Consider the following 24,513-nt stretch of genomic DNA (forward strand, 5'->3'; position numbering starts at 1 on the left):
ACCGGCGGGCAAGGCACTTGAGCGGGTTCTGAGGTTGTGACCTGCGCTTTTGGCTAGTTCTTCGTGTTTCGCTCGGCTCCCTTGGCGGTTTCGGGCTTCTTGAACCCGATGTCCTGGTAGAGCGGGGTCGCGAAGCCCCAGGCGCCCGCGTTCACCACGCTCTTCCTGGCCGCGACGAGCTGGGGGCGCTGATAGAGGGGAATCGATCCGGCAGCGGCCCAGATCCGGGCGTCGGCCTGGCGGATCAGCTCGCGGGCCTCCTTCTCGTCCAGCGTGGCCACCGCCTGGTCGAACAGCTGGTCGATGCGGTCGGTGCCGACCCGGGCGTAGTTCTGCTCGACCAGGAGGGAGCCGTCCGAGGCGGGCTGGGGCTTGGCGAAGATCGGCCGGGCGTCCGTTGCGGGGAACGCCGTCGCGGGCCAGGAGTAGAGGGCCAGGTCGTACTCGCCGGAGGCGATGTGGTCCTTGAAGAAGCTGTCGTCGGAGACCTTGGTGACCGTGGTGCGGATGCCCACCGCGTCGAGCATCTGGACGATCTTGTCACCGACCGCCCGGAGGGACTCCGAGCCCGGTCCCGAGGGGAGGACGAAGCGGAGGCTGAGCGCCTTGCCGTCCTTGCCCAGGGGCTGGGCGGCCGCCGCGGGCACGGCGGGGGCGGCGGTGCCGCGCGGCGCGTAGGCGCCGGCGACCCCCTTGTCGGCCCGGTCCGCCTGCCGGGCCCCGGCCTCGGTCGTGGTGCCGGCATCGAGGCCGGAGCCGGAGTCGCGGGTGGCGCCGAGCGAGGCGGCCTGGCGGAGCAGGGCCACGTTCTGGAGGGCCGCGCCCGGGGCGGGGGCGAGGATGTCGGTGCCGTTCTCGGGGCCCACGGCGCCGAGGGCGGGCGCGTCGGCCCCGCCGTCCGCGGGGGCCGCCGCCGTACCGCCGGGCTTGTCGTCGCCGACGATGTAGAGGCCGTCGTCGGAGGCGACGTCGGCCTCGGGCTTCTTCGCCTGGGACCGCTTCTCCTCGCCCTGCCTGGGGCCTTCCGGCTTGTTCTCGCCGTCCGTCTTCGCCGGGGCCTTCTCCGCGTCCTTCCCGGCGCCCTTCTCCGTCCCCTTCTCCGCGCCCGGCTCCGCCTCGCTGCCGGCCTTCGCCCCGGCCGGCTTCTTGTTCGCGCCGCCCGGAACCCAGCCCGCGTCCGCGAGGAGCGCCCGCGCCTCCGCCGTGTCCTGGCCGCCGAGCGCGTCGCTGTTGTCCGCGTACGCCGCCTGCCCGGCCAGGGCGAGGTGGCTGCCCGGCGGCTTCGCGGGCAGCCCGAGCGGCTTGAGGACGATCTCGGCCAGTTCCTGGCGGTCGATCGCCCGGGCCACCGCCCGCCGTACCCGCTCGTCGCTGAGCGGCCCCGACTCCCCGTTCAGCGACAGCTGGGTGTAGGCGGGCTCCAGGGACTTGCGCACCACGAACGCGCTCAGCGCCCGCTGCTCGGCCGCGTACCGCTCGATCGCCCGCTGGTTCTGCTCCCGGGCGGCCTGGACCTCCTGCGCCCGCTCCGCGTCGGAGCCGTGCGCCAGCGCCCAGGACCTCAGCGCCGCGGACGGTGTGATCGCCGCACCGGGCCCGTGCGCCAGCGGCTGACTGCCGCCGCGGCCGGAGCCGGCGTCACGCACCGCCAGCGCGATCCGCTCCGCGGCGGTCCGGTCGATCTCGGCGAGGTCGAGATCGCCCGCGGCCAGCGCCGCCACCCGCTCCGTGCGGGGCACGGCCCTCAGGACGATCTTGTCCAGCTTGGCGGGCCGCCCCCACCAGCGGGGATTGCGTACGAGCGTGACCGTGCCGGCCTTGCGGTCGACCGGGCCCAGCTGGAACGGGCCGGCGGTCGACTTCAGCGTGGCGCGCGCGCCGTCGTTGAAGCTGTTCGGGGAGCCCATCACCTCCTTCGGGTAGAGGGGGGTGAAGAGGGACTGCCAGTCGGCGTACGGCTTGCCGAAGGTGACGCGGACCTCCAGGTCGTTCTTGCCGCGCTCGATCTTGTCGATCCGCTCGTACCCGGAGTTGCGGGCGGTCCAGTACGCGGTGTCCCGGCCGCTCAGCGCGCGCCACTGGGCGACGAAGTCGGGGGCGCCGATCTCGCGGCCGTCGCTCCAGACCGCCTGCTGGTTGAGCTTGTAGAGGACGACCTGCTTCGGCTCCGTCTCGACGATCTGCGCGGACTCCAGATAGTCGGCGTTGCGCTGCGGCCGGCCGCGCTGGTCGAGGGTGTAGAGAGAGGGGAGCGCGGCCCCGGCGATGCGTGCGGTGGCCCCGTCGGCGTCGGCCTGGAAGGCGTTGAGCGTGGTGGGCATCGCGTCGACGGCCCAGTGCACGGTGCCGCCGTCGGTGACCTGGTCGCGGACGGTGGGCGCGTGGTCCTGGGCGGCGACCGGGGCTTCGTCGGCCTCGTCCCGGGAGCTGCAACCGGCCAGCACGGAGACGGCGAGCACCGCACTCGTGAGCGGGGCGACGGAGCGGAGTGTGCGGGAGCGGGGGCTCCTGGAGCATGTCCTCCCGCGAGGGGCGCCGACCTGGGACATGACTTGTACCCCTTCGTCCAGTTTTATGGCATTTAGAGATGATCACACCTATTGCTCATACACTGAAAGGGACGCGACCGGCCCGACGACGGCGACACGGCGGCGCGGCGGGCGAAAGCCACCCGTGCGGCCCAACCGCCGGGCGAGTCGGCCGACCCGGACGAGTGGAATCCCGGCACATCGCTTCAGATGGCTTCACAAGCGGGATGTGACGCGCGACACTCTCCCCCGAGCTCGGCTTCGCTCGACCAGGGGGACCCCCAGCGCGTGTTCGCCACCCGCAATCGCGGAAGTGAGGGCAATCCATGACCCTTCAGGACGATCTGGCGGCCGTCAAACGCTGCCTCGAAGAGCTGGTCCGCACCGTCGGACAGCTGGAACGCAGTATCGCCGCGGAGCACGGCGTCCCCCCGGTGCCGACGAGCGGCCGGACGGACTTCGTGACGATCCCCGACACCCCCTACGACAGCGGGCTGTGGACGGACTCGGACGACGAGGGCCTGGGAGCACGCGACCGGCACGCCCCCTAGGAGACCTCCGTTGGCCACAGGTACCGAACCACCCTCCCTGAACAAGGGGGCGCCCTCCACCGGAGTGCACGCCCCCTCTCGCGCGGTCATCGCCCCCCGCCACCTGCGGACCGACCGCTGGTGGCTGGCGCCCGCCGCCACCGCCGCCGGACTGCTCGCCTTCGTCGTCTACTCCACCTGGCGGGCCTTCGCCAACAGCCACTACTACGCCGCCCCTTACGTCTCGCCGTTCTACTCGCCCTGCCTGGCGGAGAACTGCGTCCCGATGAAGGACGGGCCCAACTGGGAGATCTTCGGCGGCTGGTGGGGCCTCTCCCCCGCCCTGCTGATCCTGATCTTCCCGCTCGGCTTCCGGCTGACCTGCTACTACTACCGCAAGGCGTACTACCGCGGGTTCTGGGCCTCGCCCCCCGCCTGCGCGGTCGCCGAGCCGCACAAGAAGTACACCGGCGAGACCCGCTTCCCGCTGATCCTCCAGAACATCCACCGGTACTTCTTCTACGCCGCCCTCCCCGTCGCCGCGATCCTCACCTACGACACGGTGCTGGCCTTCCGGGACGCCTCGTACGCCTGGGGCCACGCCGGGCTCGGGACGGTGATCTTCCTCGTCAACATCGTGCTGATCTGGGCGTACACCCTCTCCTGCCACTCCTGCCGGCACATCGTCGGCGGCCGGCTGCGGCACTTCTCCCGGCACCCCGTCCGCTACCGCCTGTGGGGTCTGGTCGGAAAGCTGAACGCCCGCCACATGCTCCTCGCCTGGACCTCGTTGATCAGCGTCGCCCTCTGCGACCTGTACGTGTACCTGCTCGCCACCGGCACCTTCGACGACCCGAGGATCTTCTGACATGGCGCAAGTCGAACGGCAGCAGTGGGACGTGGTCGTGGTCGGCGCGGGCGGCGCCGGGCTGCGCGCCGCCATCGAGGCGCGCGAGCGGGGCGCCCGTACGGCCGTGATCTGCAAGTCGCTCTTCGGCAAGGCCCACACGGTCATGGCGGAGGGCGGTATCGCCGCTTCCATGGCCAACGCCAATCCGCACGACACCTGGCAGATCCACTTCCGCGACACCATGCGCGGCGGGAAGTTCCTCAACCAGTGGCGGATGGCCGAGCTGCACGCGCGCGAGGCTCCGGACCGGGTGTGGGAGCTGGAGACCTGGGGCGCCCTCTTCGACCGTACGCCCGACGGCCGGATCTCCCAGCGCAACTTCGGCGGCCACGAGTACCCGCGGCTCGCGCACGTCGGCGACCGGACGGGCCTGGAGCTGATCCGCACGCTCCAGCAGAAGACCGTGGCCCTCCAACAGGAGGACTTCCGCGAGACCGGCGAGTACGAGTCCCGGCTGAAGGTCTTCCAGGAGTGCACCGTCACGCGTGTACTGAAGGACGAGGCAGGCCGGGTGAGCGGGGTCTTCTGCTACGAGCGCGAGACCGGGCGCTTCTTCGTCCTGGAGGCGCCGGCGGTGGTGCTCGCCACGGGCGGGATCGGCAAGTCCTTCAAGGTGACCTCGAACTCCTGGGAGTACACCGGCGACGGGCACGCCCTGGCACTGCTCGCGGGCGCTCCGCTGGTGAACATGGAGTTCGTGCAGTTCCACCCGACCGGGATGGTCTGGCCGCCGTCGGTGAAGGGGATCCTGGTCACGGAGTCGGTGCGCGGCGACGGAGGGGTGCTGCGGAACTCCGAGGGCAAGCGGTTCATGTTCGACTACGTCCCCGACGTCTTCAAGGACAAGTACGCGCAGACGGAGGAGGAGGGCGACCGCTGGTACGAGGACCCGGACAACAACCGGCGCCCGCCCGAGCTGCTGCCGCGCGACGAAGTGGCGCGGGCCATCAACTCCGAGGTGAAGGCGGGACGGGGCTCGCCGCACGGCGGGGTGTTCCTGGACGTGTCGACCCGGATGCCTGCGGAGGTCATCAAGCGGCGCCTTCCGTCGATGTACCACCAGTTCAAGGAGCTGGCGGACGTGGACATCACGGCGGAGGCCATGGAGGTCGGGCCGACCTGCCACTACGTGATGGGCGGTGTCGCGGTCGAATCGGACACGGCGGCGGCGCTGGGCGTGCCGGGTCTCTTCGCGGCCGGGGAGGTCGCGGGCGGCATGCACGGCTCCAACCGGCTGGGCGGCAACTCGCTCTCCGACCTGCTGGTGTTCGGCCGGCGGGCGGGGCTCCACGCCGCCGAGTACGCGGCGGGCGGCGGCCGGCCGGCCGTCCCGGAGGGCGCTCTGGACGCGGCGGCCGCAGAGGCCCTGGCCCCGTTCGGCGCGGCCGAGGCACCGGCCTCGGAGGGGCCGGCCGAGAACCCGTACACGCTCCACCAGGAACTCCAGCAGACGATGAACGACCTCGTCGGCATCATCCGGCGGGAGAGCGAGATGGCCGAGGCCCTGGAGCGGATCGCCGTGCTGAGCAAACGGGCCCGGCGGGCCGGGGTCGAGGGGCACCGGCAGTTCAACCCCGGCTGGCACCTGGCCCTGGACCTGCGCAACATGCTGCTCGTGAGCGAGTGCGTCGCCCGGGCGGCGCTGGAGCGGACCGAGAGCCGGGGCGGGCACACCCGGGAGGACTGCCCGTCGATGGAACGGCGGTGGCGCGCGGTGAACCTGCTGTGCCGCGTCGAGGGCGACGGCATCGCCCTGGAACGGACACGCACGGAACCCATCCGTCCGGACCTGCTCGCGCTCTTCGAGAAAGAGGAGCTGGTCAAGTACCTCGCCGAAGAGGAGCTGTACGAGTGAGCAGCAGCTATCAGGCCGCCTTCAAGGTGTGGCGCGGCGACGCCGGCGGCGGGGAACTGACCGACTTCACGGTGGAGGTGAACGAGGGCGAGGTGGTCCTCGACATCATCCACCGCCTCCAGGCCACACAGGCCCCGGATCTCGCCGTGCGCTGGAACTGCAAGGCGGGCAAGTGCGGTTCCTGCTCGGCCGAGATCAACGGCCGGCCGCGGCTGATGTGCATGACCCGGATGTCGGTCTTCGGCCCGGACGACGTCATCACGGTGACTCCGCTGCGGGCCTTCCCCGTCGTCCGGGACCTGGTGACGGACGTGTCCTTCAACTACGAGAAGGCGCGTGAGGTCCCGGCCTTCGTCCCGCCGGAGGGCCTCGCACCGGGCGAGTACCGCATGCGCCAGGAGGACGTGGAGCGGCCGCAGGAGTTCCGTAAGTGCATCGAGTGCTTCCTGTGCCAGGACACCTGCCATGTGGTCCGCGACCACGAGGAGAACAAGGCCGTCTTCGCCGGCCCGCGCTTCCTGATGCGGATCGCGGAGCTGGACATGCACCCGCTGGACGCGGCGCGGGAGGCGGGCGTCGACCGTAAGCGGACCGCGCAGGACGAGCACGGGCTCGGGTACTGCAACATCACGAAATGCTGTACGGAGGTGTGCCCCGAAGGGATCAAGATCACGGACAACGCGCTGATCCCCCTGAAGGAGCGGGCGGTGGACCGGAAGTACGACCCGCTGGTGTGGCTGGGCAACAAGATCCGCCGACGGGGGGCGTAGGGCCTGTCCCGTGGATCGGGGCCGGAGAGGCCCTCGCCACGACAGGCCACATCGCGGCACCCTGAGTAGGGTGTCCGGTACAGCACGTCACGACACTGTGAGGAAGGCGGTACGCGTGATGGCGGCGCCGGCCACGACGGACAGCATCGCGGAACCTCTCGTTTCGCCGGTCAGTTCGCACAACGAGTGGGACCCGCTGGAGGAGGTCATCGTCGGGCGCCTCGACGGCGCGACGATCCCCTCCGACCATCCGGTCGTGGCCTGCAACATCCCGCCGTGGGCGGCGCGGTTCCAGGGGCTCGCCGCCGGGTTCCGGTATCCGCGCAGGCTGATCGAGCCGGCGCAGCAGGAGCTCGACCAGTTCATCGCGCTGCTGCGGTCCCTCGGTGTCACGGTCACCCGCCCCGACCCGGTCGACCACAGGCAGCGCTTCAGCACCCCGGACTGGTCCTCACGCGGGTTCTGCAACACCTGCCCGCGCGACAGCATGCTGGTGATCGGCGACGAGATCATCGAGACCCCGATGGCCTGGCCGTGCCGGTACTTCGAGACCCACTCCTATCGCACGCTCCTCAAGGACTACTTCCGGCGCGGTGCCCGCTGGACGGCGGCGCCCCGGCCGCAGCTCACCGACGATCTCTTCGAGCCGGGCTTCCGTACCCCCGGGCCCGGCGAGCCCATGCGCTACATCCTCACCGAGTTCGAGCCGGTGTTCGACGCGGCGGACTTCGTGCGCGCGGGGCGGGACCTGTTCGTCACGCGGAGCAACGTCACCAACCGCATGGGCATCGACTGGCTGCGCCGCCACCTGGGGCCGGGCTACCGCATCCACGAGATCGAGAGCCGCTGCCGCACGCCGATGCACATCGACACGACGTTCCTGCTGCTCGCGCCGGGCAAGGTGCTCGTCAACCCGGAGTACCTCGACGTCGACCGCCTGCCCGACGTCCTGAGCTCATGGGACGTGCTCGTCGCGCCCGAGCCCGATCCGCTCGACGACCGCCTGCTCAAGATGACCTCGCTGTGCGGCAAGTGGCTCAGCATGAACGTCCTGATGATCGACGAGAAGCGGGTGATCGTGGAGCGGCACCACACCGCGATGCTGCGCGCGCTCGAAGGGTGGGGCTTCGAGCCGATCCCGTGCGATCTGCTGCACTACGCGCCGTTCGGCGGCTCCTTCCACTGTGCGACGCTCGACGTGCGGCGCCGCGGCACGCTGGAGTCGTACTTCTCCTGACACCTCTTCCGGCTCAGCTCAGTGCCGGCTCCTCGCGGTAGGCCGTCCGGCCGCAGCCTCTCGGGCCCCTCGGTGGCCAGGATGTCGCCCAGTCATGCCTGGACCGGGATACACCGTAGAGGCGACCACTGGCAGTGACGCCCTGACCGGGGAGACAGGTCCGCCCGGTCGCGGCCAGATAGATCAGGACATAACCTCCCCATGTGACGCGAATAGCCACCCGAGCCCTTCTCGCGGTGCTGGTGGCGGCGTGGTGGCTGGTCGTGCCCGCCGTTCACGGCGCCCATGCCGACGACCCCGTCGCGCTGTCCCGCGAGGGGCAGATCACCGACCGGGTCGGGGCGCTGGGCGACCGCCGCGCAGCCGTCACCCAGGCCCTGGACCGGCTGTACGACGACCGGCGCGTGCAGCTCTTCGTCGTCTACGTACGCGACTTCTCCGGCCGCTCGGCCGTGAGCTGGGCGGACGCCACCGCCGACCGCAACGGTCTGGGGCCCGACGACGTGCTGCTCGCGGTAGCCACCCACGACCGGCAGTACGCCTATGCGGCCGACCCCGACTCCCGTCTCACCCAGGGTCAGCTCGACGACGTGGCGCGGACCGCCATCGAGCCGGCGCTGCGCCAGAACGACTGGGCCGGGGCGGCGATCGGCGCGGCGAACGGCTTCGACGCCGTACTCGCCGGACAGCCGGTTCCCACTCCCTCGATCACTCCGGGTGCCGCCGATCCGGGCGGGGCGGGCGAGGAGGGCGGTTCGGCGACGGATCTGGTGCTGCCGCTCGTTCTGGTCGGCGGGGCGGGGGCCGTCGCGGCCTACGCGTACGCCAAACGCCGGCGGCGCAGCGAGACCCGTACGACACCGCACGGCGCACGGGGCGGCTGGGGCGGGCAGGGCGGCCGGCACGCGGCGAAGGAGCCCGCGCCGCCTTCGCTGGAGGAGCTGGATGGACAGGCCCGGCAGGAGCTGGTCGCCACCGACGACGCCGTACGCACGAGCCAGGAGGAACTGGGCTTCGCCACGGCCCAGTTCGGTGAGGCGGCCGTGGAGCCCTTCACCGAGGCCGTGGCCTTCGCCAAGGAGGAGCTGACGGCCGCGTTCCGGCTGCGGCAGCAGCTGGACGACGCGTTCCCGGAGGACGACGCGACCCGCCGCTCCATGCTGGACGAGATCGTCAGACGGTGCGGCGAGGCCAACGCGCGCCTGGACGGCGAGGCGGAGGCCTTCGACCGGCTTCGGGCCCTGGAGCGCCGCGCTCCCGAAGCGCTGGAGACGGCCGAGGCAGCGTTCCGCGAGCAGACCGGGCGGGTCGTCACGGCTGAGGCGACACTGACCGCGATGCGCGAGCGGTACGCCGAGGCGGCCTCCGCCCCGGTCGCGAGCGACGTCGAGCAGGCCAAGGACCGGCTGGTCTTCGCGACGGCCAACCTCGACCAGGCCCGGCAGGCGCTCGACGCGGACGACAACGGCGCCGCGGCCGTGCACATCAGGGCGGCGGAGAGCGCCGTCGACCAGGCGGCGCGGCTCAGCGAGGCGGTGGACCGGCGGGCACGGGAGCTCGCCGAGGCGGTGGGGAAGCTGCCGACCGCGCTGAGCGAGACCGAGGCCGACCTCGCCGACGCCCGCGGTCTGCTCGGGGGCACGGCGGAGGGGGTCTCCACCGCTGATCTGCGGGGCCGCATCGCACGGGCGGAGACGGTCGTCGCCGATGTGCGGCGGACGGTGGACGCGGGACGTTACGACCCGATCGACGCGCTGCGGCGGGTCGAGGAGGCCGACGGGGCGCTCGACGAGGCGCTGGAGGGCGCGCGAGAGCGCGAGTCGGGAACACGGCGCGCCCGTGCGCTCCTGGAGCAGGCGATGCTGACCGCGCGCTCGGCGATCGGGGCGGCCACCGACTACGTCACGACGCACCGCGGGGCGGTCGAGAGTGAGGCGCGCACCCGGCTGGCCGAGGCCCAGCGCCGGCTGGAGGAGGCGCGGGCGCTGGCCGCCGCCGAGGACCCGCAGGGCGCGCTGGCCGAGGCCCGGCAGGCGGACGTTCTCGCCCGGCGGGCGCAGGACCTGGCCGAGCAGGACGTCCGTATGTACGGGAACCCGGACGGCATGGGCGGTATGACGGGGGTGGGAGGAGGCGGCGGCGGGCTCGGCGGCGCGGTGCTCGGCGGCATCATCCTCGGCGGACTGTTCGGGAGCGGCAGGGGCGGCGGCCACGGCGGGGGATTCGGCGGAGGTTTCGGAGGGGGTCTCGGCGGGGGCGGGAGGGGCGGGCCCGGCAGCTTCGGCGGCGGTGGTACTCGCGGCCGACTGGGCGGCGGCGGCCGTTTCTGACCCATTGGCGTTCAAGGAGAACGAACATGAGCAAGCAGACCATCCTCGGCCGTGTCGCCCAGTTGGCGAAAGCCAACATCAACGCCTTGCTGGACCAGGCCGAGGACCCGCAGAAGATGCTCGACCAGCTGATCCGCGACTACACGAGCAACATCGCGGAGGCGGAAGAGGCCGTGGCGACGACCATCGGCAATCTGCGGCTGATGGAGCAGGACCACCAGGAGGACGTGGACGCGGCCAAGGAGTGGGGCGAGAAGGCCCTGGCCGCGAGCAGGAAGGGGGACGAGCTGCGGGCGGCCGGAGAGACGGCGGGCGCCGACAGGTTCGACAACCTGGCGAAGGTGGCGCTGGGCCGTCAGCTCCAGTCGGAGAGGGAGGCGCGGACGGCCGAGCCGACGATCGCCTCCCAGACCGAGGTGGTGGAGAAGCTGAAGGCCGGCCTGGACCAGATGAAGCAGAAGCTCGGCGAGCTCACGGCGAAGCGCGACGAGCTGGTGGCGCGGGCCAAGTCGGCCCAGGCGCAGAACCGGATGATGGACGCGGTGAAGAGCATCGACGTCATGGACCCGACGAGCGAACTGAGCCGCTTCGAGGACAAGGTACGCCGCGAGGAGGCCAAGGCGCTGGGCAAGCAGGAGCTGGCCGCCTCCTCCCTGGACGCCCAGTTCGAGCAGCTGGACGCACTCGGCGACAGCACGGAGATCGAGGCCCGGCTCGCGGCGCTCAAGGGGTAGGCAGGTCGGCGGTCAGAACATGCTCAGGAGCTGCTCCACCGTCGGCTCGGCGACGCCGTCGCCGTCCGGGAGAGGCAGCTCGAACCAGACCGTCTTCCCCCGAGGGGTCCGGCGCGAGCCCCAGGCGGCGCTGAGCAGTCCGACCAGTTGCAGTCCACGGCCGCCCTCGTCGGTGTCCCGCGCCCGGCGGCGCCTCGGCTGGACCAGGCCGGCGTCCCAGACCTCGCAGACCAGGGTGCGGTCGCGCAGCAGCCGCAGCCTGATCTCCCCCTCGCCGTACCGCAGGGCGTTGGTCACCAGCTCGCTGACGAGCAGCTCGACGGTGTCGACGAGGGGTTCGAGACCCCATGCGGCGAGCTGGACCCGGGCCAGTTCGCGGGCCCGGCCGACCGAGCGTGGTTCGCGCGGCAGCCGCCAGTCGCCCACCGCGTCCGAGGGGAGCCCCTGGATGCGGGCCATGAGGAGGGCGATGTCGTCCTCGCCGTGCTGGGTGTCCAGGGTCGTCAGTACGTGGTCGCAGACGTCCTCGAGGGGCCGGGCGGGGTCGGCGAGCGCGCTGCGGAAGGCGCTCAGGCCCTCGTCGAGCGGGTGGTCCCGGGACTCGACGAGTCCGTCGGTGTAGAGGGCAAGCAGGGAGCCCTCGGGCAGTTCGACCTCCACCTCCTCGAAGGGCTCGCCGCCGACGCCGAGCGGCATCCCCGGGGGCACGTCGAGCAGCAGCGCCGCCTCGCCGGGTTCGACGAGGACGGGGGGCAGATGGCCGGCGTTGGCGAAGGTGCAGCGCCGGGTGACCGGGTCGTAGACGGCGTAGACGCAGGTGGCGAGGTAGACCTCGGAGAGTTCGGGTCCGCGGGCCTTGTGGGCGCGGGGGTTCTGCTGGGCGCCGGCCGGGGCGCCGAGGCCGCGGGCGATCTCGTCGAGATGGGAGAGGACCTCGGCGGGTTCGAGGTCGAGCTGGGCCAGGGTGCGCACGGCGGTGCGCAGTTCGCCCATGGCGACGGCCGCCCGCAGCCCGCGGCCCATGACGTCGCCGATGACCAGGGCGGTGCGGTGGCCGGGGAGTTCGATGACGTCGAACCAGTCGCCGCCGACCTCGGTGGCCGTCGTACCGGGGAGATAGCGGCAGGCGATGTCGAGACCGGCGGCCTCGGGGTCGCCGGGAGGGAGCAGGCTGCGCTGGAGGATGAGGGCGCGTTCGTGCTCGCGCCGGTAGAGGCGGGCGTTGTCGATGCAGACCGCGGCCCGGGCGGCCAGTTCGACGGCGAGGGCCCGGTCGCGTTCCCCGAAGGGCTCACTGCCCTTGGTACGGGAGAACTGGACGAGGCCGACGACGATGTCGTGGGCGACCATCGGCACCACGAGGGTGGTCTGGACGAGGCCGCCGTCCGCGCCCGGCATGGTCCGTATGCGTCCGGTGCGCAGCGCTCCGGCGCAGGGCGAGTTGAAGGGGTAGCGGTGGACGGAGCCGACCTGGACGGGGTCGGTGCCGCAACAGCCGTCGCCGTGGGCGGGGTCGGGGGTCCTGGTCGGGGTGTCGGAGACGGCGCTGGCGACGGCGACCCGGCGCAGTTCGGCGCTGCCGGCTCCGTAGCCGACGTCGTGGGAGCTGCCCCACCGCCCGGGCGGGGCCTCGTCGCCGGTCAGCAGTCCTTGGTAGAGGTCGACGGAGGCGAGGTCGCAGAAGCCGGGGACGGCGACGTCCAGGAGTGCGCGGGCGGTGGCCTCCAGATCGAGGGAGTTGCCGATGCGGGCGCCGGCCTCGTTGAGCAGGGCCAGATTGCGGCGGGCGTTGGCCGCCTCGCGGGCGGCGTTGTGCCGGCGGGTCACATCGATGCCGAGCCCGGCGACACCGATGGGCCGACCGGTGCCGCTGTGCACGCGGTAGAGGTTGATGGACCAGTGGCGCCGGTCCGTGGAGCCGGGGGCCGCGCCGACGATCTGGAGTTCGGTGACGGCCTCGCCGGTCTCCAGCACCCGCCGGAGGGCCGCTGTCATCCGCTCGGCCTCGGGGTGCGAGAGATAGTCGTGGACGGTACGGCCCCGGTGGTCGTCGGCCGATCCGCCGAAGACGGTGGCGAAGCGCTGGTTGGCGCGCTTGACGGTGAGGTCGGTGCCGAACAGAAGAAAACCGAAGGGCGATTGGCCGAAAATGGCCTGTGAGGCGGCGAGGTCGGTCTCGATGCGCCGCAGCGCGCGTACGTCGACGACGATGCAGAGCGCGGCCCGTTCCCCGGTGGAGGTCTCGCTGGGCATGACGTACATCTCGGCGATTCCCTCGGGGCGGTTCTGCCCCGGTATACGGAAGGGGACGAGGCCCGTCCACTCCTTGCCGTCGAGGATCTCCGCGACCCGACGGCGGCCACGTTCGCGCAGGTCCGCAGGCATGAAGGCTTCGACCGGGTCCTTGCCCATCGCCTCTTCGGCGGGCACGCCGAAGAGGTCGACGGCCCGTCGGCTCCACTGGTCGACGAGCCCGTCGGGCCCTATCGAGAAGGAGGCGACCCTGATGTAGTCATAGATCGACCCCGGCGGGCTGCTCTGCCACACGACGCCGCTCGCCGTCTCAGGTATCTCGCTCACGCGACCGTCCCCTCCAGCTCACCGCACCGGACCGGCCATGCCCGCAGTATTCAGCACTACGGCCCCCGACGGCACGACGTTCACGATCACAGGGTGGTCTCGTTCATTTTGAGCCGAGCCCCCGTTGATCGTTGTCCCAACCGTCTTCTAACCAGGCAGGGCCAGCTCGAACCACACTGTCTTGCCCGTCCTGCCTTTCCGGGTCCCCCAGCGGCGAGCGGAACAGGCCACGAGCTGGAGGCCGCGGCCGCCCTCGTCATCGGGTCCGGCGGAGCGTTCGGTGGGCGGATCCGGAAGCGGGTCGGAGACTTCTACGAGGAGGGCCAGGGGGTGGCGGGAGTCCCCGCCGTCGGCGTGGAGGAGGACCAGCCGCACGCCGATGGGGCCCGAGGCGTAGCGCAGGGAATTGGTCACCAGCTCGCTCACCAGCAGGACTGTGACGTCACCGATCACCGCGTCGAGCCGCCAGGCCCGGAGCGTGTCGCGCACCGCGTGGCGGGCGGTGCGCACGGCATTGGCCTCCGCCGGAAAGTTCCATTCGGCGCAGTCGCCTTCGGTGTCGATCACGCCCGATCACTTCCCCAGCCCAGCACCAGCAGGAAGGCCCACGTCCTATTTCGGGGGGTTAATCAGCACATACCCGATATTCAGGGCGGGATATCGCGGGCGGGGGCTCGGTGGGCGCACGGTGGCACGAACGGCGTACAGCTCAGCCGCGCACTCCGTCCGCCGGGACGGCCGGCAGCCGCAGCCCGGCCTCGGCGACGGCGGGCCGGTCCTGGTCGAGCCAGTCGACGGAGGCCAGCTCATGGCGGGCCAGCCAGCGCAGCTCGTCGTGGTCCTCCAGCGGGCGAGGTTCGCCGGAGAGCAGACGCACGGTCCAGACCTGAAGCACATAGCCGGGCTTCAGCGGCCACTCGCCGGGGACGCGCTCACCGGGCTCCGTCTCGATGCCGAGCTCCTCGCGCAGCTCACGGACGAGGGCGGCCTCGGGGCTCTCCCCCGGCTCGACCTTGCCGCCGGGCAACTCCCAGCGGCCCGCGAGCTCGGCGGGGGCGCTGCGGCGCGCGGCCAGCAGGCGCCCCCGGTGGTACACGGCTCCGGCGACCACGACCACCTGGTCGGCGCTGCGATCTGTCATGGGCGGGAGCGTAACCCGCGGGGCTCAGACGGCGGGCTGACCGATGCGCTCCACCCAGTAGAGCTGCTTGTGCCCGCTGGCGTCGAGGCTGTCGGCGATCTTCTGAGCCTCGTCCTTGGTCGCGTACCGGCCGACGCGATAGCGGTTGCCGTTGTCGTCCTGGCGTATGACAAGCCAGGAAAGGACAGGGCCACTGTCGGTCATCGGGCTTCTCCCTCCGCCGGTCCGGGCGTCTCTGAGGATCTCCAGGAAACCGCAATCCGCATATGCCCGAGCCTACGCCTGACCTTTACACAGCGGATATGGATTTTCACAAAGAGAGACGAATCCGGCCGGGAACCGACGAAGGGAGGCCGAAGGTCACGCCCCGGGGAGCGGGGACGCGGGGAGGGGGACGCGGGGAGGGGGGATGAAGGCGAGGACGAGGGAAGTTGAGGCGCCGTCACGTGGCATCACGCGGCTCGGACGCGTACGCCCGTCTGTCCGTCTGTCCGTCTGTCCGTCTGTCCGTCTGTCCGTCTGTCCGTCTGTCCGTCTGTCCGTCAGGTCACCGTACGGGCAGGTGGTACGCGATCCGGTAGCGGTCGGCCGGAACGACCACATCGGCGGTCTCCACGGCCCGCCCCGAGGCGTAGTACGTCCGCTCGACCACCATCACCACATGGCCGGGTACTCCGCCGAGCGCCAGCAGCTCCTCCGCGAGGCCCGGGCGGGCGCCGACCTCCTCGACCACGTTGTCGACCACCACGTCGATGGCCGCCATCCGCTCCACGACCCCGCAACCGCCCAGCGGACCCTCCTCGGGCAGCATCACGGGCGTCCGACCGGTGACCGAGAGCGGCTCCCAGGAGGTGGAGAGCATCATCGGCTCCCCCGCGTCCCGGTAGACGTACCGGGTGCGCATCACGCGCTCCCCCGGCGCGATGCCGAGCCGGGCGGCCACGGCCGCGCTCACCTGCTCCTGCTCGCTCGTGGACTCCCAGGTGCCGCGCGCGCCGTCATCGGCCTGCTCCTGCCGGAAGGGGCTGGCGCCGGACGGCGGCCGGTACCCGGAGCGGGCGATCCGGCGCGGCACCGGCCTCTCCCGTACGTACGTCCCCGAGCCGGACCGGCCCTCGACCAGGCCTTCGGCCATCAGGACCTTGCGGGCCTCCAGGGCGACGGTGTCCGAGACGCCGTACTCCTCGCGGATCCGCGCCTGCGAGGGCAGCCGGGTGTGCGGCGGCAGCGAGCCGTTGGCGATCTTCTCCCGGAGATCGCTCGCCACGCGGAGATAGGCGGGCTGCTCACCGAACGTCACTGGACACTCCCCTCAGGTTGACGGACAGCTACAGCCTGACAACCGTCGGTGCACACCCGCAACCATGGGCCAAAGTTTCACTCGAAGTGATGACTTATTTTTAGGAGAGCGTTACCGCGGGTATGGCCGCCTGCGCCGAAGCGCGCAGCGGCGGGGAACACGTCGAGGGGGCGGTCGTCCGCCGACGACCGCCCCCTCACTCATCCGCACCGCTCACGGGCGACGACTCAGAACTGGAGCGCCCAGGAGTCGATCTTCCCGGTGTCGTAGTTCGCGTTGTCGCTGACCCGCAGCTTCCACGTGCCGTTCGCGACCTCAGAGGAGGCGTTGACCGTGTACGTGGTGTTGATGTTGTCCGCGCTGCCGCCGGAGCCGTACGCCTTCAGCGTGTACGCCGTACCGTCGGGCGCGATCAGCTGGACCTGGAGGTCACCGATGTAGGTGTGCACGATGTTCACAGGCACCTGCAGGGCGGAGGGGGCGTTGCCCGAGACGCCGCTGACGGTGACCGGGGACTCGACGGTCGCGTTGTCGGCGATGGCGTAGTCCGTCGTGTTCTCGAACCTGCCACCGGGCGGCGGGGTGGTGCCGCCGTCACCGATGTACAGCAGCTTGTTCGGCGAACCGGTGCCCGGGCTCGTCACCACGTTGGACGTGGCGGCGCTGGTCAGCGCCGTCGACACCTGGGCCGGGGTCGCGGTCGGGTTGCCCGCGAGGTAGACCGCGGCCGCGCCGGCGACGTGCGGCGTCGCCATCGACGTACCGGAGATGGTGTTGGTGGCGGTGTCGCTGGTGTTCCAGGCCGACTTGATGGACGAGCCGGGCGCGAAGATGTCCAGGACGCTGCCGTAGTTCGAGAAGCTGGAGCGGGCGTCGGTGTTGGTCGTCGACCCGACCGTGATGGCCTCGGAGACCCGCGCGGGCGAGTAGTTGGAGGCGTTGGAGTTGTCGTTGCCCGCGGCGACGGCGTACGTGACGCCGGAGGCGATCGAGTTGCGCACGGCCGTGTCGAGGGCGGAGTCGACGCCGCCGCCGAGGCTCATGTTGGCGACGGCCGGCTTCACGGCGTTGCGGGTCACCCAGTCGATGCCGGCGACGACCTGCGCGGTCGTGCCGGAACCCTGGTTGTTGAGGACGCGGACGCCGACGATCTTGGCCTTCTTGGCGACGCCGTGGGCGGATCCGGCGACGGTGCCGGCGACATGCGTGCCGTGGCCGTGGCCGTCCTGGGCGACGTTGTCGTTGTCGATGGCGTCGTAGCCGTCGGCGGCGCGGCCGCCGAAGTCGCTGTGGGAGATCCGTACACCGGTGTCGATGATGTACGCCGTCACACCCTGGCCGGCGCTGTCCGGGTAGGTGTAGCTCTGGTTCAGCGGAAGGGCCCGCTGGTCGATCCGGTCCAGACCCCAGGACGGCGGGGAGGGCTGGGTGGCGTTGACCTTGAAGACGCGGTTCTGCACGACCGACTCGACCGCTGGGTCGGCGGCGAGCTTCTTGGCCTGTGCCTCGGAGAGCTCGACGGAGTAGCCGTTGAGCGCCGCGGTGTACGTCTTCTTGATCTTCGCGCCGTACTCGGCCGCGACCGCGCGACCCTCGGCCGACTCGGCCCGGGCGGACTCGTCGAGGGTGACGATGTAGCTGCCCGCGACCGTTCCGGGGGCTCCGGCGTTCTGGATGACACCTTCCGGGGCGGCCTCGGCCGCGGTGGCCGGGAGGGTGGAGGCGGTGCCGAGGGCCAGGGCGGCGACGGCTATGGCGCTGGCCGCGGCGAGTCTGCGCCGCGAATCACGCATCACTGACATGTGAGGGATCCTCCTCATTGGTGGTGCGCTGCTGTGGGGGAAGGCATGCGCATGTCAAAGCGGGCGTACAAGGCCACCGTGAGGTGTCCTCACCGTTTCGAGCATCCGGCTGCCGAGCGAAAGATTGACGGATCCATAGGAATCACACAAGGCCTCCGGGCGGCCCTGTCACAGATACGCCATACGCCTGACATCCTGGCGCTCATGACGGCCTACGTGTGCCCCCGGTGCCAGGTTCACGCCCCCGCGGACGCCCTCACCTGGTGTTGTCCCCGGTGCCGCGGCCCCTGGGATCTCGAGTTCACGAGCGGGCCGGTGTCACATGCGTCCCTCACGTCACGCGTGAATTCCTTGTGGCGTTACGAGGAGGCGTTGCCGCTGGCGACGCACGCGCCCACCGTCACCCTCGGCGAGGGCCGCACACCGCTCGTACCGCTCACTGACACCGTTTCAGCCAAACTCGACTTCCTCATGCCGACACTGTCCTTCAAGGACCGGGGCGCGGTGATGCTCGCCGAACTCGCCTTCCGCCTCCACCAGGGGGGCGGCCTCAGCCATGTGCTCGCCGACAGCAGCGGCAACGCGGGGACGGCGATCGCCGCGTACTGCGCGCGGGCGGGCCTCGACTGCGCCGTGTACGTACCGGAGGGCACGTCCCCCAAGAAGCTGGAGCAGATCCGGGCGCACGGAGCCCGTCCGACGGTGGTGGCGGGCGACCGCGAGGCCACGGCGCGGGCGGCCCGCGCCGCCGCCGACGCACCGGGCGCGTTCTACGCCTCGCACGTCTACAACCCGCACTTCCTGCACGGCACGAAGACGTACGTGTACGAGCTCTGGGAGGACCTCGGCGGCCGACTGCCGGACACGCTCGTCGTCCCGGTCGGCAACGGCACCCTCCTCCTGGGGGCCGCCCTCGCGGTGGACGAGCTGTACGGTCACGGACTCGTCGACCGCCGCCCGGCGCTCGTCGCCGTACAGGCCGAGGCGGTCTCCCCGCTCGCCGCGGCCTTCCACGCGGGCGAGGAGGAGCTGTCCGCGCCGGCGGCGGTACGCCCCACCCTCGCCGAGGGGATCGCGATCCCGCACCCGCCCCGCGCCCGTCAGATCCTGCGGGCGGTCCGCGCGTCGGGCGGCACCTTCCTGACCGTGACGGACGATCAGATCCGGGCCGCCCAGGGGGACCTGGCGCGACGTGGACTCTTCGTCGAACCGACGGGCGTGGCCTGCTGGGCGGCCGTGCGGGCGGCGCCGCAGCGGGGCCGGTGCGTCGTACCGCTGTGCGGCGCGGGGGCGAAGACGGGACTCGCGGGCGCCACCCCTCAGTCCGTCCAGTAGGTGTCGTGCTTGACGAAGAACTCCGTCCGCTCCTCGTCCGACATCCGCGCGACCGTCCCCACCTTCTCGAAGTACTCCTCACGCGGCGCGCCCGGCGCGAAGAGGATCAGGAACGACGCGGGGTCGTCGGATTCGTTGCGGAAGGCGTGCAGCCCGCCGGTGGGCACGTACAGGAAGTCCCCCTTCTTCGCGTCGACCCACCGGGCACCGTCGTAGAGGCGGACGGTCCCGTCGAGGATGAAGAAGCTCTCGGAGATCGTCTTGTGGAAATGCGTACCGGGACCGCCCGCCTTGGGCGTCATGTCGACGCGGTAGAGGCCGAACTCACCACCGGTGGAGGCGGTGGTGGCCAGATAGTGGGTCTGCGTGCCGTTGCCGACGGTGAGCTCCGCGGGGGCGTCGGCGCGGCGGAAGGAGGCGCTGACCTCGCCCTTCTCACCGTGGTAGCGGGGCTCGGGATACGACATGGCTGCTCCGTTCGTCATCGCTGTGCCCTCAAGATCCCAGGATTGCCGAGCCGCCGCCGCACGGTCACGGCAGAGAGGTGGGAAAATGAGGGCGGAGGCACCACCCGGATCCGTACCAGGAGGTGGATCATGGGAGAGGCACGCGCGGTCATGGACCGCCTCACCGAAGCGATCACCACCGCGGACCTCGACACCCTCGCCGACCTCTTCGCCGAGGACGCCGTGGCGATCACCCCGGACGCCGGCGAGCTACGGGGCCGCGAGGCCATCGTCGAGTACTGGCGCACGATGACGGGCTCCATCCCGGAGGCGACGTACACGCCGGTGCACTCGTACGAGATCGGCGACACGGCGATCGACGAGGGCATCTTCAGCGGCCGGAACACGGGCCCGATACCACTCCCCACGGGCGAGACCCTGCCGCCGACGGACAGGAACGTGACCATGCGCGGCGTCGACCTGGCCACGGTCAAGGACGGCCGCATCGTGAGCTACCGGATCTACTTCGACCAGCTGGAAATGCTGGGCCAGCTGGACCTGCTCCCTGAGGCCTGAGGCATTTCGCGGGCCTTCGGAAGGACGTCCCTTGCCTTCATGCCACCGTGGGCGGGCTCGGGCGCCCCGGGAGAGAACCTCCAGCGGCTACACCGGTGGCCCGCTCGGCATCGCCATCTGCGTGCGCTTCGTCGAACGACTCATCGCCGATCACCGCGGCATCCTTCAAGTGCCCAGCAACCTGACCGCGCTCCGTGAAATCTGCGACACCTTCATCGACGCGGGCTGGACATCTTCCGCCAGCCGGTCCTGGAATCCGCACATTACAAGGCGGCGTCCCGGCCTCTGGCGCGACCTGGAGATCAGTAGTGATAGCGAGCCGCAAGAATGACGATTTCCTTGTCCGTGACCAGGTAGACGAGGCGGTGCTCGTCGTCGATCCGTCGCGACCATGCTCCGGGCAAGTGGTACTTCAGCGGCTCGGGCTTACCGATCCCCGTGAAGGGGTCACGCTTGACGTCCTCGATAAGCTTGTTGATCCGAGCGAGCATCTTGCGGTCGTTCTTAAGCCAGGACGTGTAGTCCTCCCAGCCCTGATCCTCGGAGACGAGCCTCACGCGGCACCCTCACGTGCCGCATCCGGCGAGTCGGGGTCAATCAGCTCCCGCTCGGACACGTTGATGTTGGCCAGCGCGTTCTCGTACGCCTTGAGCAACCGGCGAGCGTTCGCCGGAGAGCGCAGGAGGTACGAGCCTTCGCGTAGCGCCGCATAGTCCTCGGCCGAGACGAGCACCGCATTGCCGTGCTTGGAGACGATCTCGATGGCCTCGTGGTTGTCGTTGACCTTCTTGATCAGCGGAAAGAGCGCCTTGCGGGCTTCGCTCGCAGTTATGGACATGACCTACCCTTTCCCGATAGTGGTACCGAATAACGTACCACTATCAGCGCTCCCGAGCGGAGTAACTACCTGACGAAGGATCAGGAATCCCAGCGCCGTCCCAGCACGGGAAATAACAGGTGGTCGACTCCTCGAGAAGCCAACCCCCTGCAACTGCGAACTTGACGAAGCGCCTAGCTCCTAGTAACCAGCCGCTCACACAGGGAAGCAGAACGTTCGGCGCAGAGCTGCGACCTGCGAAAACGTGATTTCCGGCCATCTCGTCCGGCCCAGATCCAGCACGGTGCGAATCCCTCCAACACATGCAGCACACGCAACCGTAGCGAGCGAAGCCCGTCCGGCTTCCCGGTGCGCGTTGTGTACACATGAGGCACTCGGTACTCTTGAGCGCATGCCAGAGCCACTGCCCAGAGAGTCCATCCGTGACGTTCGCGCTCACCTGGCCGAGGTCGTGGAGCGCGCGGACCGCGACGACGTGCCCACTGTGATCACACGCCGAGGCAAGGAAGTCGCAGCCGTGGTGTCCATCGAGGTGCTGCGCAGGTACCAGGAATGGGAAGAGCGCGAAATCAACCGGATCATCGACGAGCGCATGGCCAACCCGGCATCTGGTATCCCGATCGAGGACATCATGCGGGAGACGCTGGCGCGCGGTGAGTGAGTACCGAACCGTCTTCCGACCCGAGGCGCAGGCGGAGCTTCGTAAGATCCCTCGCGACATAGCGCTCCGCATCCTGGCCAGGCTGACCGAGTTGGAAAGTGACCCAGTCGGCTTCAACACCACCGCACTCGTGTCCCAGCCCGAGCGCCGCCGCCTACGACTGGGCGACTATCGCGTCGTCTACACGATCGACAACGGCGAGCTGGTGGTGTGGGTCGTGCACGTCGGGCATCGCTCCACCATGTACGACACCTGACACTGCGCCAGGAACACGTGCGGCCGGCCGGAAGCCGCAGGAGGCAGCGGCAGCACTGTCCGGGCCGGCCGCGCCGGACTGTCAGTGGCGGCTGCTTCCATAGCGCCATGAGCACCGTGTACGAGATCGCCACCCTTCTCCCCGACCCGGCCCAACTCCGTGCCCATGTGCGCGCACTGGCCGTCCTGGACACCGGGATCGCTGGCGATCCGCGGTTCTGCCAGTACACCTTCGACGCCGCCTGGGGCCCCGGCGCGGAGGCGGCCCTGATGGAGAACGGCTCGGGGGACGACTTCTCCGTCCTCTTCACCCCGGCCGGCGTGCTCATACGCGGCTTCGACCACGAGTCGCGGATGAGTCCGTACGGGACGGAGGACGAGCAGGTCTGGCCCGGTGTCATCGATGACGTGCCCGCCGCACTCCGCCCGCTCCTGGACGAGCCCGCCTTCCGCGATGAGGGCATCGACGCCCCTCGGGTCACCGCCTGCCTGTGGCGGGAGACCGGCGACACCGTCTGGCGCACCGGCTCGACCATCGCCTTCCCCACTGACAGCGAGGACCCGGACGGCTCCGGCTTCCTCTTCCACCTCCTCACCGACCGGTCCCCCGAGGCTGTCCAGGCCCACTTCGAGGACTACTACGAGCGCCCCGTCCCCATCGACGCCATCCGCCATGTCCTGGCCGGACATCCCCTCACCCCAGCGATCGCCGGGGCCCTCAACCCGGCCGTCCTCTCGGACAACGCACTGCTCCGCAGGATCGCCGCGCAACCCGAAGTAGCCTCCTACCTGGCTTGCGACGGCGAGTTCGACCTCGCCCGCACCGACCCGATCGAGTCCATCACCCTGCCCAACGGCCTCTCGGTGGAACCCGTCGCCGATGCAACGCGGGCGGCACCCACTACCTCTGCGACCCGGCCGTCCCCGACGGCCCCCGCCCCGTCCTCTATACCGACTCCGAGGGCCGGGCCTCACTCATCGCCGAGTCTCTCGCCGAGGCCCTGACCCTCGCCATCGTCCTCCCATCCTGGCACGACGCCCTGGCCGGCTTCCGTCCTCCTGCACTCAACTCCGACTACCTCGACGACCACCCGGACCACCCCACCGTCCGCGACCGCCTCCTCGCCGCACTTCGGCTCCCCCCGGCCACCGACCAGGAAGTCCTGGACCGCCTACTCGCCGCCGCCGCCCGCACCGTCCCTGACGGATACCTCCCGCACATTCCAGACGAGGAGGGGTCCGCCTTCGAGCCGATGCTCGAACGGTCTACCGAGTAGGGGCTGACCCCGCCCGACGTGGCCAACACCTCTTAGTGCGGCCCGGGGCACCGCTGCCACCGCGTCAGAATATCCAGCACCCATCCAGCACGGTGACGACGAAGGGGCCGGACTCGATAGAGCCCGACCCCTTCTGACCTGCACGTTTGCCACGTCAGCGACGTGGTGTTATTTCATCCGCTCAGACGTTGAAGCGGAACTCCACCACGTCGCCGTCCTGCATCACGTACTCCTTGCCCTCCATGCGCGCCTTGCCCGCCGCGCGGGCCTCGGCGACCGAGCCCGTTTCGACGAGGTCCGCGAAGGAGATGACCTCCGCCTTGATGAAGCCCTTCTGGAAGTCCGTGTGGATCACGCCGGCCGCCTCGGGGGCCGTCGCGCCCTTCTTGATCGTCCAGGCGCGGGATTCCTTCGGGCCGGCCGTCAGGTAGGTCTGAAGGCCCAGGGTGTCGAAGCCGACGCGGGCCAGGGTCGCCAGGCCCGGCTCCTCGGCGCCGACGGACTGGAGGAGCTCCATGGCGTCCTCATCGTCCAGCTCGGCGAGGTCCTGCTCCAGCTTGGCGTTGAGGAAGATCGCCTCGGCGGGGGCCACCAGCGCCCGCTGCTCGTCCTTGAAGGCGTCGTCGGTCAGCTCGTCCTCGTCGACGTTGAAGACGTAGAGGAAGGGCTTGGTGGTCAGAAGGTGCAGGTCGTGCAGCAGCTCCGCCTTCTCCGAACCCTGGACGATGCCGTGCGAGAAGAGGGTGTCGCCCTTCTCCAGGATCTCCTTCGCCGCCTCGACCGCCGCCACCTTCGGGGCCACGTCCTTCCTGATGCGCGCCTCCTTGGCCAGGCGCGGCAGGACCTTCTCGATCGTCTGGAGGTCGGCGAGGATCAGCTCGGTGTTGATCGTCTCGATGTCGTCCTTCGGCGAGACCTTGCCGTCGACGTGCACGACGTTCTCGTCCTTGAAGGCGCGGATGACCTGGCAGATCGCGTCCGACTCACGGATGTTCGCCAGGAACTTGTTGCCCAGGCCCTCGCCCTCGCTCGCGCCGCGCACGATGCCGGCGATGTCGACGAAGTCGACCGTCGCGGGGAGGACGCGCTGCGAGTTGAAGATCTCGGCCAGCTTGGTGAGGCGGGCGTCCGGGACGCCGACGACACCGACGTTCGGCTCGATCGTGGCGAACGGGTAGTTGGCCGCCAGCACGTCGTTCTTGGTCAGGGCGTTGAACAGGGTCGACTTGCCGACATTCGGCAGACCGACGATTCCGATCGTGAGCGACACGTTGACGACTTCCCTAGCGGTGTGGAGGCGGTGTGGGCGGTACGGATGATGGGCCGATCCCCCAGTTTACGGGCGTGGCGAACCAGCCAGCGACGTACGTTCCCCGTCGACTCTCGGTCGAACTCCACCGCAAGGTCA

General features: G+C 70.4%; 24 protein-coding genes. 13 read left to right on the forward strand and 11 right to left on the reverse strand.

Going from position 1 to position 24,513, the window contains the following annotated elements:
* Positions 1-53: 53 nt before the first annotated feature.
* Positions 54-2,549: an ABC transporter family substrate-binding protein gene (locus tag ACWDX6_RS01935; protein WP_451482992.1), complete on the reverse strand. Its 2,496-nt coding sequence runs from the start codon at positions 2,547-2,549 to the stop codon at positions 54-56.
* 305 nt (positions 2,550-2,854) lie between these two features.
* On the opposite strand from ACWDX6_RS01935, the gene ACWDX6_RS01940 reads away from it, so the two are divergent.
* From ACWDX6_RS01940 to ACWDX6_RS01970, 7 genes are all read left to right on the forward strand, one after another.
* Positions 2,855-3,079: a hypothetical protein gene (locus ACWDX6_RS01940; protein WP_403288277.1), complete on the forward strand. Its 225-nt coding sequence runs from the start codon at positions 2,855-2,857 to the stop codon at positions 3,077-3,079.
* Positions 3,080-3,089: 10 nt separating this feature from the next.
* On the forward strand, positions 3,090-3,926 hold the full coding sequence (locus ACWDX6_RS01945; RefSeq protein WP_451482993.1) for a hypothetical protein: 837 nt from the start codon (positions 3,090-3,092) through the stop codon (positions 3,924-3,926).
* Between the two features lies 1 nt (position 3,927).
* Complete coding sequence (locus ACWDX6_RS01950; RefSeq protein WP_451482994.1) at positions 3,928-5,823, forward strand: fumarate reductase/succinate dehydrogenase flavoprotein subunit; 1,896 nt, start codon at positions 3,928-3,930, stop codon at positions 5,821-5,823.
* Positions 5,820-6,593, forward strand: a complete 774-nt coding sequence (locus ACWDX6_RS01955; RefSeq protein ID WP_451482995.1) for a succinate dehydrogenase/fumarate reductase iron-sulfur subunit — start codon at positions 5,820-5,822, stop codon at positions 6,591-6,593. Before ACWDX6_RS01950 ends, ACWDX6_RS01955 begins: the two co-directional genes overlap by 4 nt.
* 118 nt (positions 6,594-6,711) lie before the next feature.
* Positions 6,712-7,830 (forward strand): amidinotransferase, encoded by a 1,119-nt coding sequence (locus tag ACWDX6_RS01960; RefSeq protein ID WP_451482996.1) that lies wholly within the window; start codon positions 6,712-6,714, stop codon positions 7,828-7,830.
* A 203-nt stretch (positions 7,831-8,033) separates the two neighbouring features.
* Positions 8,034-10,160, forward strand: coding sequence for a TPM domain-containing protein (locus ACWDX6_RS01965; RefSeq protein WP_451482997.1), 2,127 nt, complete (start codon positions 8,034-8,036; stop codon positions 10,158-10,160).
* 26 nt (positions 10,161-10,186) lie between these two features.
* Positions 10,187-10,894 carry a PspA/IM30 family protein gene (locus ACWDX6_RS01970; protein WP_451482998.1) on the forward strand — a complete coding sequence of 236 codons (708 nt, stop codon included), beginning with the start codon at positions 10,187-10,189 and terminating at the stop codon, positions 10,892-10,894.
* A gap of 12 nt (positions 10,895-10,906) precedes the next feature.
* Here the strand turns inward: ACWDX6_RS01970 and ACWDX6_RS01975 are convergent, their stop codons facing one another.
* From ACWDX6_RS01975 to ACWDX6_RS02000, 6 genes are all read right to left on the reverse strand, one after another.
* On the reverse strand, positions 10,907-13,474 hold the full coding sequence (locus ACWDX6_RS01975) for a SpoIIE family protein phosphatase (protein WP_451482999.1): 2,568 nt from the start codon (positions 13,472-13,474) through the stop codon (positions 10,907-10,909).
* A gap of 147 nt (positions 13,475-13,621) precedes the next feature.
* A complete protein-coding gene (locus ACWDX6_RS01980) occupies positions 13,622-14,041 on the reverse strand; it encodes an ATP-binding protein (RefSeq protein WP_451483000.1) in 420 nt (139 codons plus the stop codon).
* Positions 14,042-14,183: 142 nt separating this feature from the next.
* Positions 14,184-14,615 (reverse strand): (deoxy)nucleoside triphosphate pyrophosphohydrolase, encoded by a 432-nt coding sequence (locus ACWDX6_RS01985; protein WP_451483001.1) that lies wholly within the window; start codon positions 14,613-14,615, stop codon positions 14,184-14,186.
* Between the two features lie 24 nt (positions 14,616-14,639).
* Positions 14,640-14,819 (reverse strand): SPOR domain-containing protein, encoded by a 180-nt coding sequence (locus tag ACWDX6_RS01990; protein WP_451483002.1) that lies wholly within the window; start codon positions 14,817-14,819, stop codon positions 14,640-14,642.
* A gap of 343 nt (positions 14,820-15,162) precedes the next feature.
* Entirely contained in the window at positions 15,163-15,915 is a 753-nt protein-coding gene (locus ACWDX6_RS01995) for a GntR family transcriptional regulator (protein WP_403288264.1), read from the reverse strand.
* A gap of 227 nt (positions 15,916-16,142) precedes the next feature.
* Positions 16,143-17,717, reverse strand: coding sequence for a S8 family peptidase (locus ACWDX6_RS02000; protein WP_451483003.1), 1,575 nt, complete (start codon positions 17,715-17,717; stop codon positions 16,143-16,145).
* Between the two features lie 204 nt (positions 17,718-17,921).
* Between ACWDX6_RS02000 and ACWDX6_RS02005 the strand changes: the two genes are divergently transcribed.
* Positions 17,922-19,052 carry a threonine synthase gene (locus tag ACWDX6_RS02005; RefSeq protein ID WP_451483004.1) on the forward strand — a complete coding sequence of 377 codons (1,131 nt, stop codon included), beginning with the start codon at positions 17,922-17,924 and terminating at the stop codon, positions 19,050-19,052.
* Here ACWDX6_RS02005 and ACWDX6_RS02010 read toward each other — a convergent pair.
* On the reverse strand, positions 19,037-19,519 hold the full coding sequence (locus tag ACWDX6_RS02010) for a cupin domain-containing protein (protein WP_451483005.1): 483 nt from the start codon (positions 19,517-19,519) through the stop codon (positions 19,037-19,039). The genes ACWDX6_RS02005 and ACWDX6_RS02010 overlap by 16 nt on opposite strands.
* 129 nt (positions 19,520-19,648) lie before the next feature.
* On the opposite strand from ACWDX6_RS02010, the gene ACWDX6_RS02015 reads away from it, so the two are divergent.
* Positions 19,649-20,074 (forward strand): ester cyclase, encoded by a 426-nt coding sequence (locus ACWDX6_RS02015; protein ID WP_451483006.1) that lies wholly within the window; start codon positions 19,649-19,651, stop codon positions 20,072-20,074.
* A gap of 121 nt (positions 20,075-20,195) precedes the next feature.
* Positions 20,196-20,405 (forward strand): hypothetical protein, encoded by a 210-nt coding sequence (locus ACWDX6_RS02020; protein WP_451483007.1) that lies wholly within the window; start codon positions 20,196-20,198, stop codon positions 20,403-20,405.
* On the opposite strand, the gene ACWDX6_RS02025 is transcribed toward ACWDX6_RS02020, so the two are convergent.
* A complete protein-coding gene (locus ACWDX6_RS02025) occupies positions 20,377-20,631 on the reverse strand; it encodes a Txe/YoeB family addiction module toxin (RefSeq protein WP_451483008.1) in 255 nt (84 codons plus the stop codon). The genes ACWDX6_RS02020 and ACWDX6_RS02025 overlap by 29 nt on opposite strands.
* Positions 20,628-20,912: a type II toxin-antitoxin system Phd/YefM family antitoxin gene (locus ACWDX6_RS02030; protein ID WP_356575293.1), complete on the reverse strand. Its 285-nt coding sequence runs from the start codon at positions 20,910-20,912 to the stop codon at positions 20,628-20,630. The genes ACWDX6_RS02025 and ACWDX6_RS02030 overlap by 4 nt, the downstream gene beginning before the upstream one ends.
* Before the next feature lie 391 nt (positions 20,913-21,303).
* On the opposite strand from ACWDX6_RS02030, the gene ACWDX6_RS02035 reads away from it, so the two are divergent.
* The 3 genes from ACWDX6_RS02035 to ACWDX6_RS02045 all read left to right on the forward strand — a co-directional run bounded on the left by ACWDX6_RS02035 (position 21,304) and on the right by ACWDX6_RS02045 (position 22,833).
* Positions 21,304-21,573 carry a type II toxin-antitoxin system Phd/YefM family antitoxin gene (locus ACWDX6_RS02035; protein ID WP_451483009.1) on the forward strand — a complete coding sequence of 90 codons (270 nt, stop codon included), beginning with the start codon at positions 21,304-21,306 and terminating at the stop codon, positions 21,571-21,573.
* Positions 21,566-21,829 (forward strand): type II toxin-antitoxin system RelE family toxin, encoded by a 264-nt coding sequence (locus ACWDX6_RS02040; protein WP_451483010.1) that lies wholly within the window; start codon positions 21,566-21,568, stop codon positions 21,827-21,829. Before ACWDX6_RS02035 ends, ACWDX6_RS02040 begins: the two co-directional genes overlap by 8 nt.
* A gap of 107 nt (positions 21,830-21,936) precedes the next feature.
* Entirely contained in the window at positions 21,937-22,833 is an 897-nt protein-coding gene (locus ACWDX6_RS02045; protein WP_451483011.1) for a hypothetical protein, read from the forward strand.
* Positions 22,834-23,286: 453 nt separating this feature from the next.
* Here ACWDX6_RS02045 and ychF read toward each other — a convergent pair whose 3' ends face one another.
* Positions 23,287-24,375 (reverse strand): redox-regulated ATPase YchF, encoded by a 1,089-nt coding sequence (gene ychF / locus ACWDX6_RS02050; RefSeq protein ID WP_451483012.1) that lies wholly within the window; start codon positions 24,373-24,375, stop codon positions 23,287-23,289.
* Positions 24,376-24,513 lie beyond the last annotated feature (138 nt).

This window comes from Streptomyces sp. NPDC003027 (assembly GCF_053591435.1).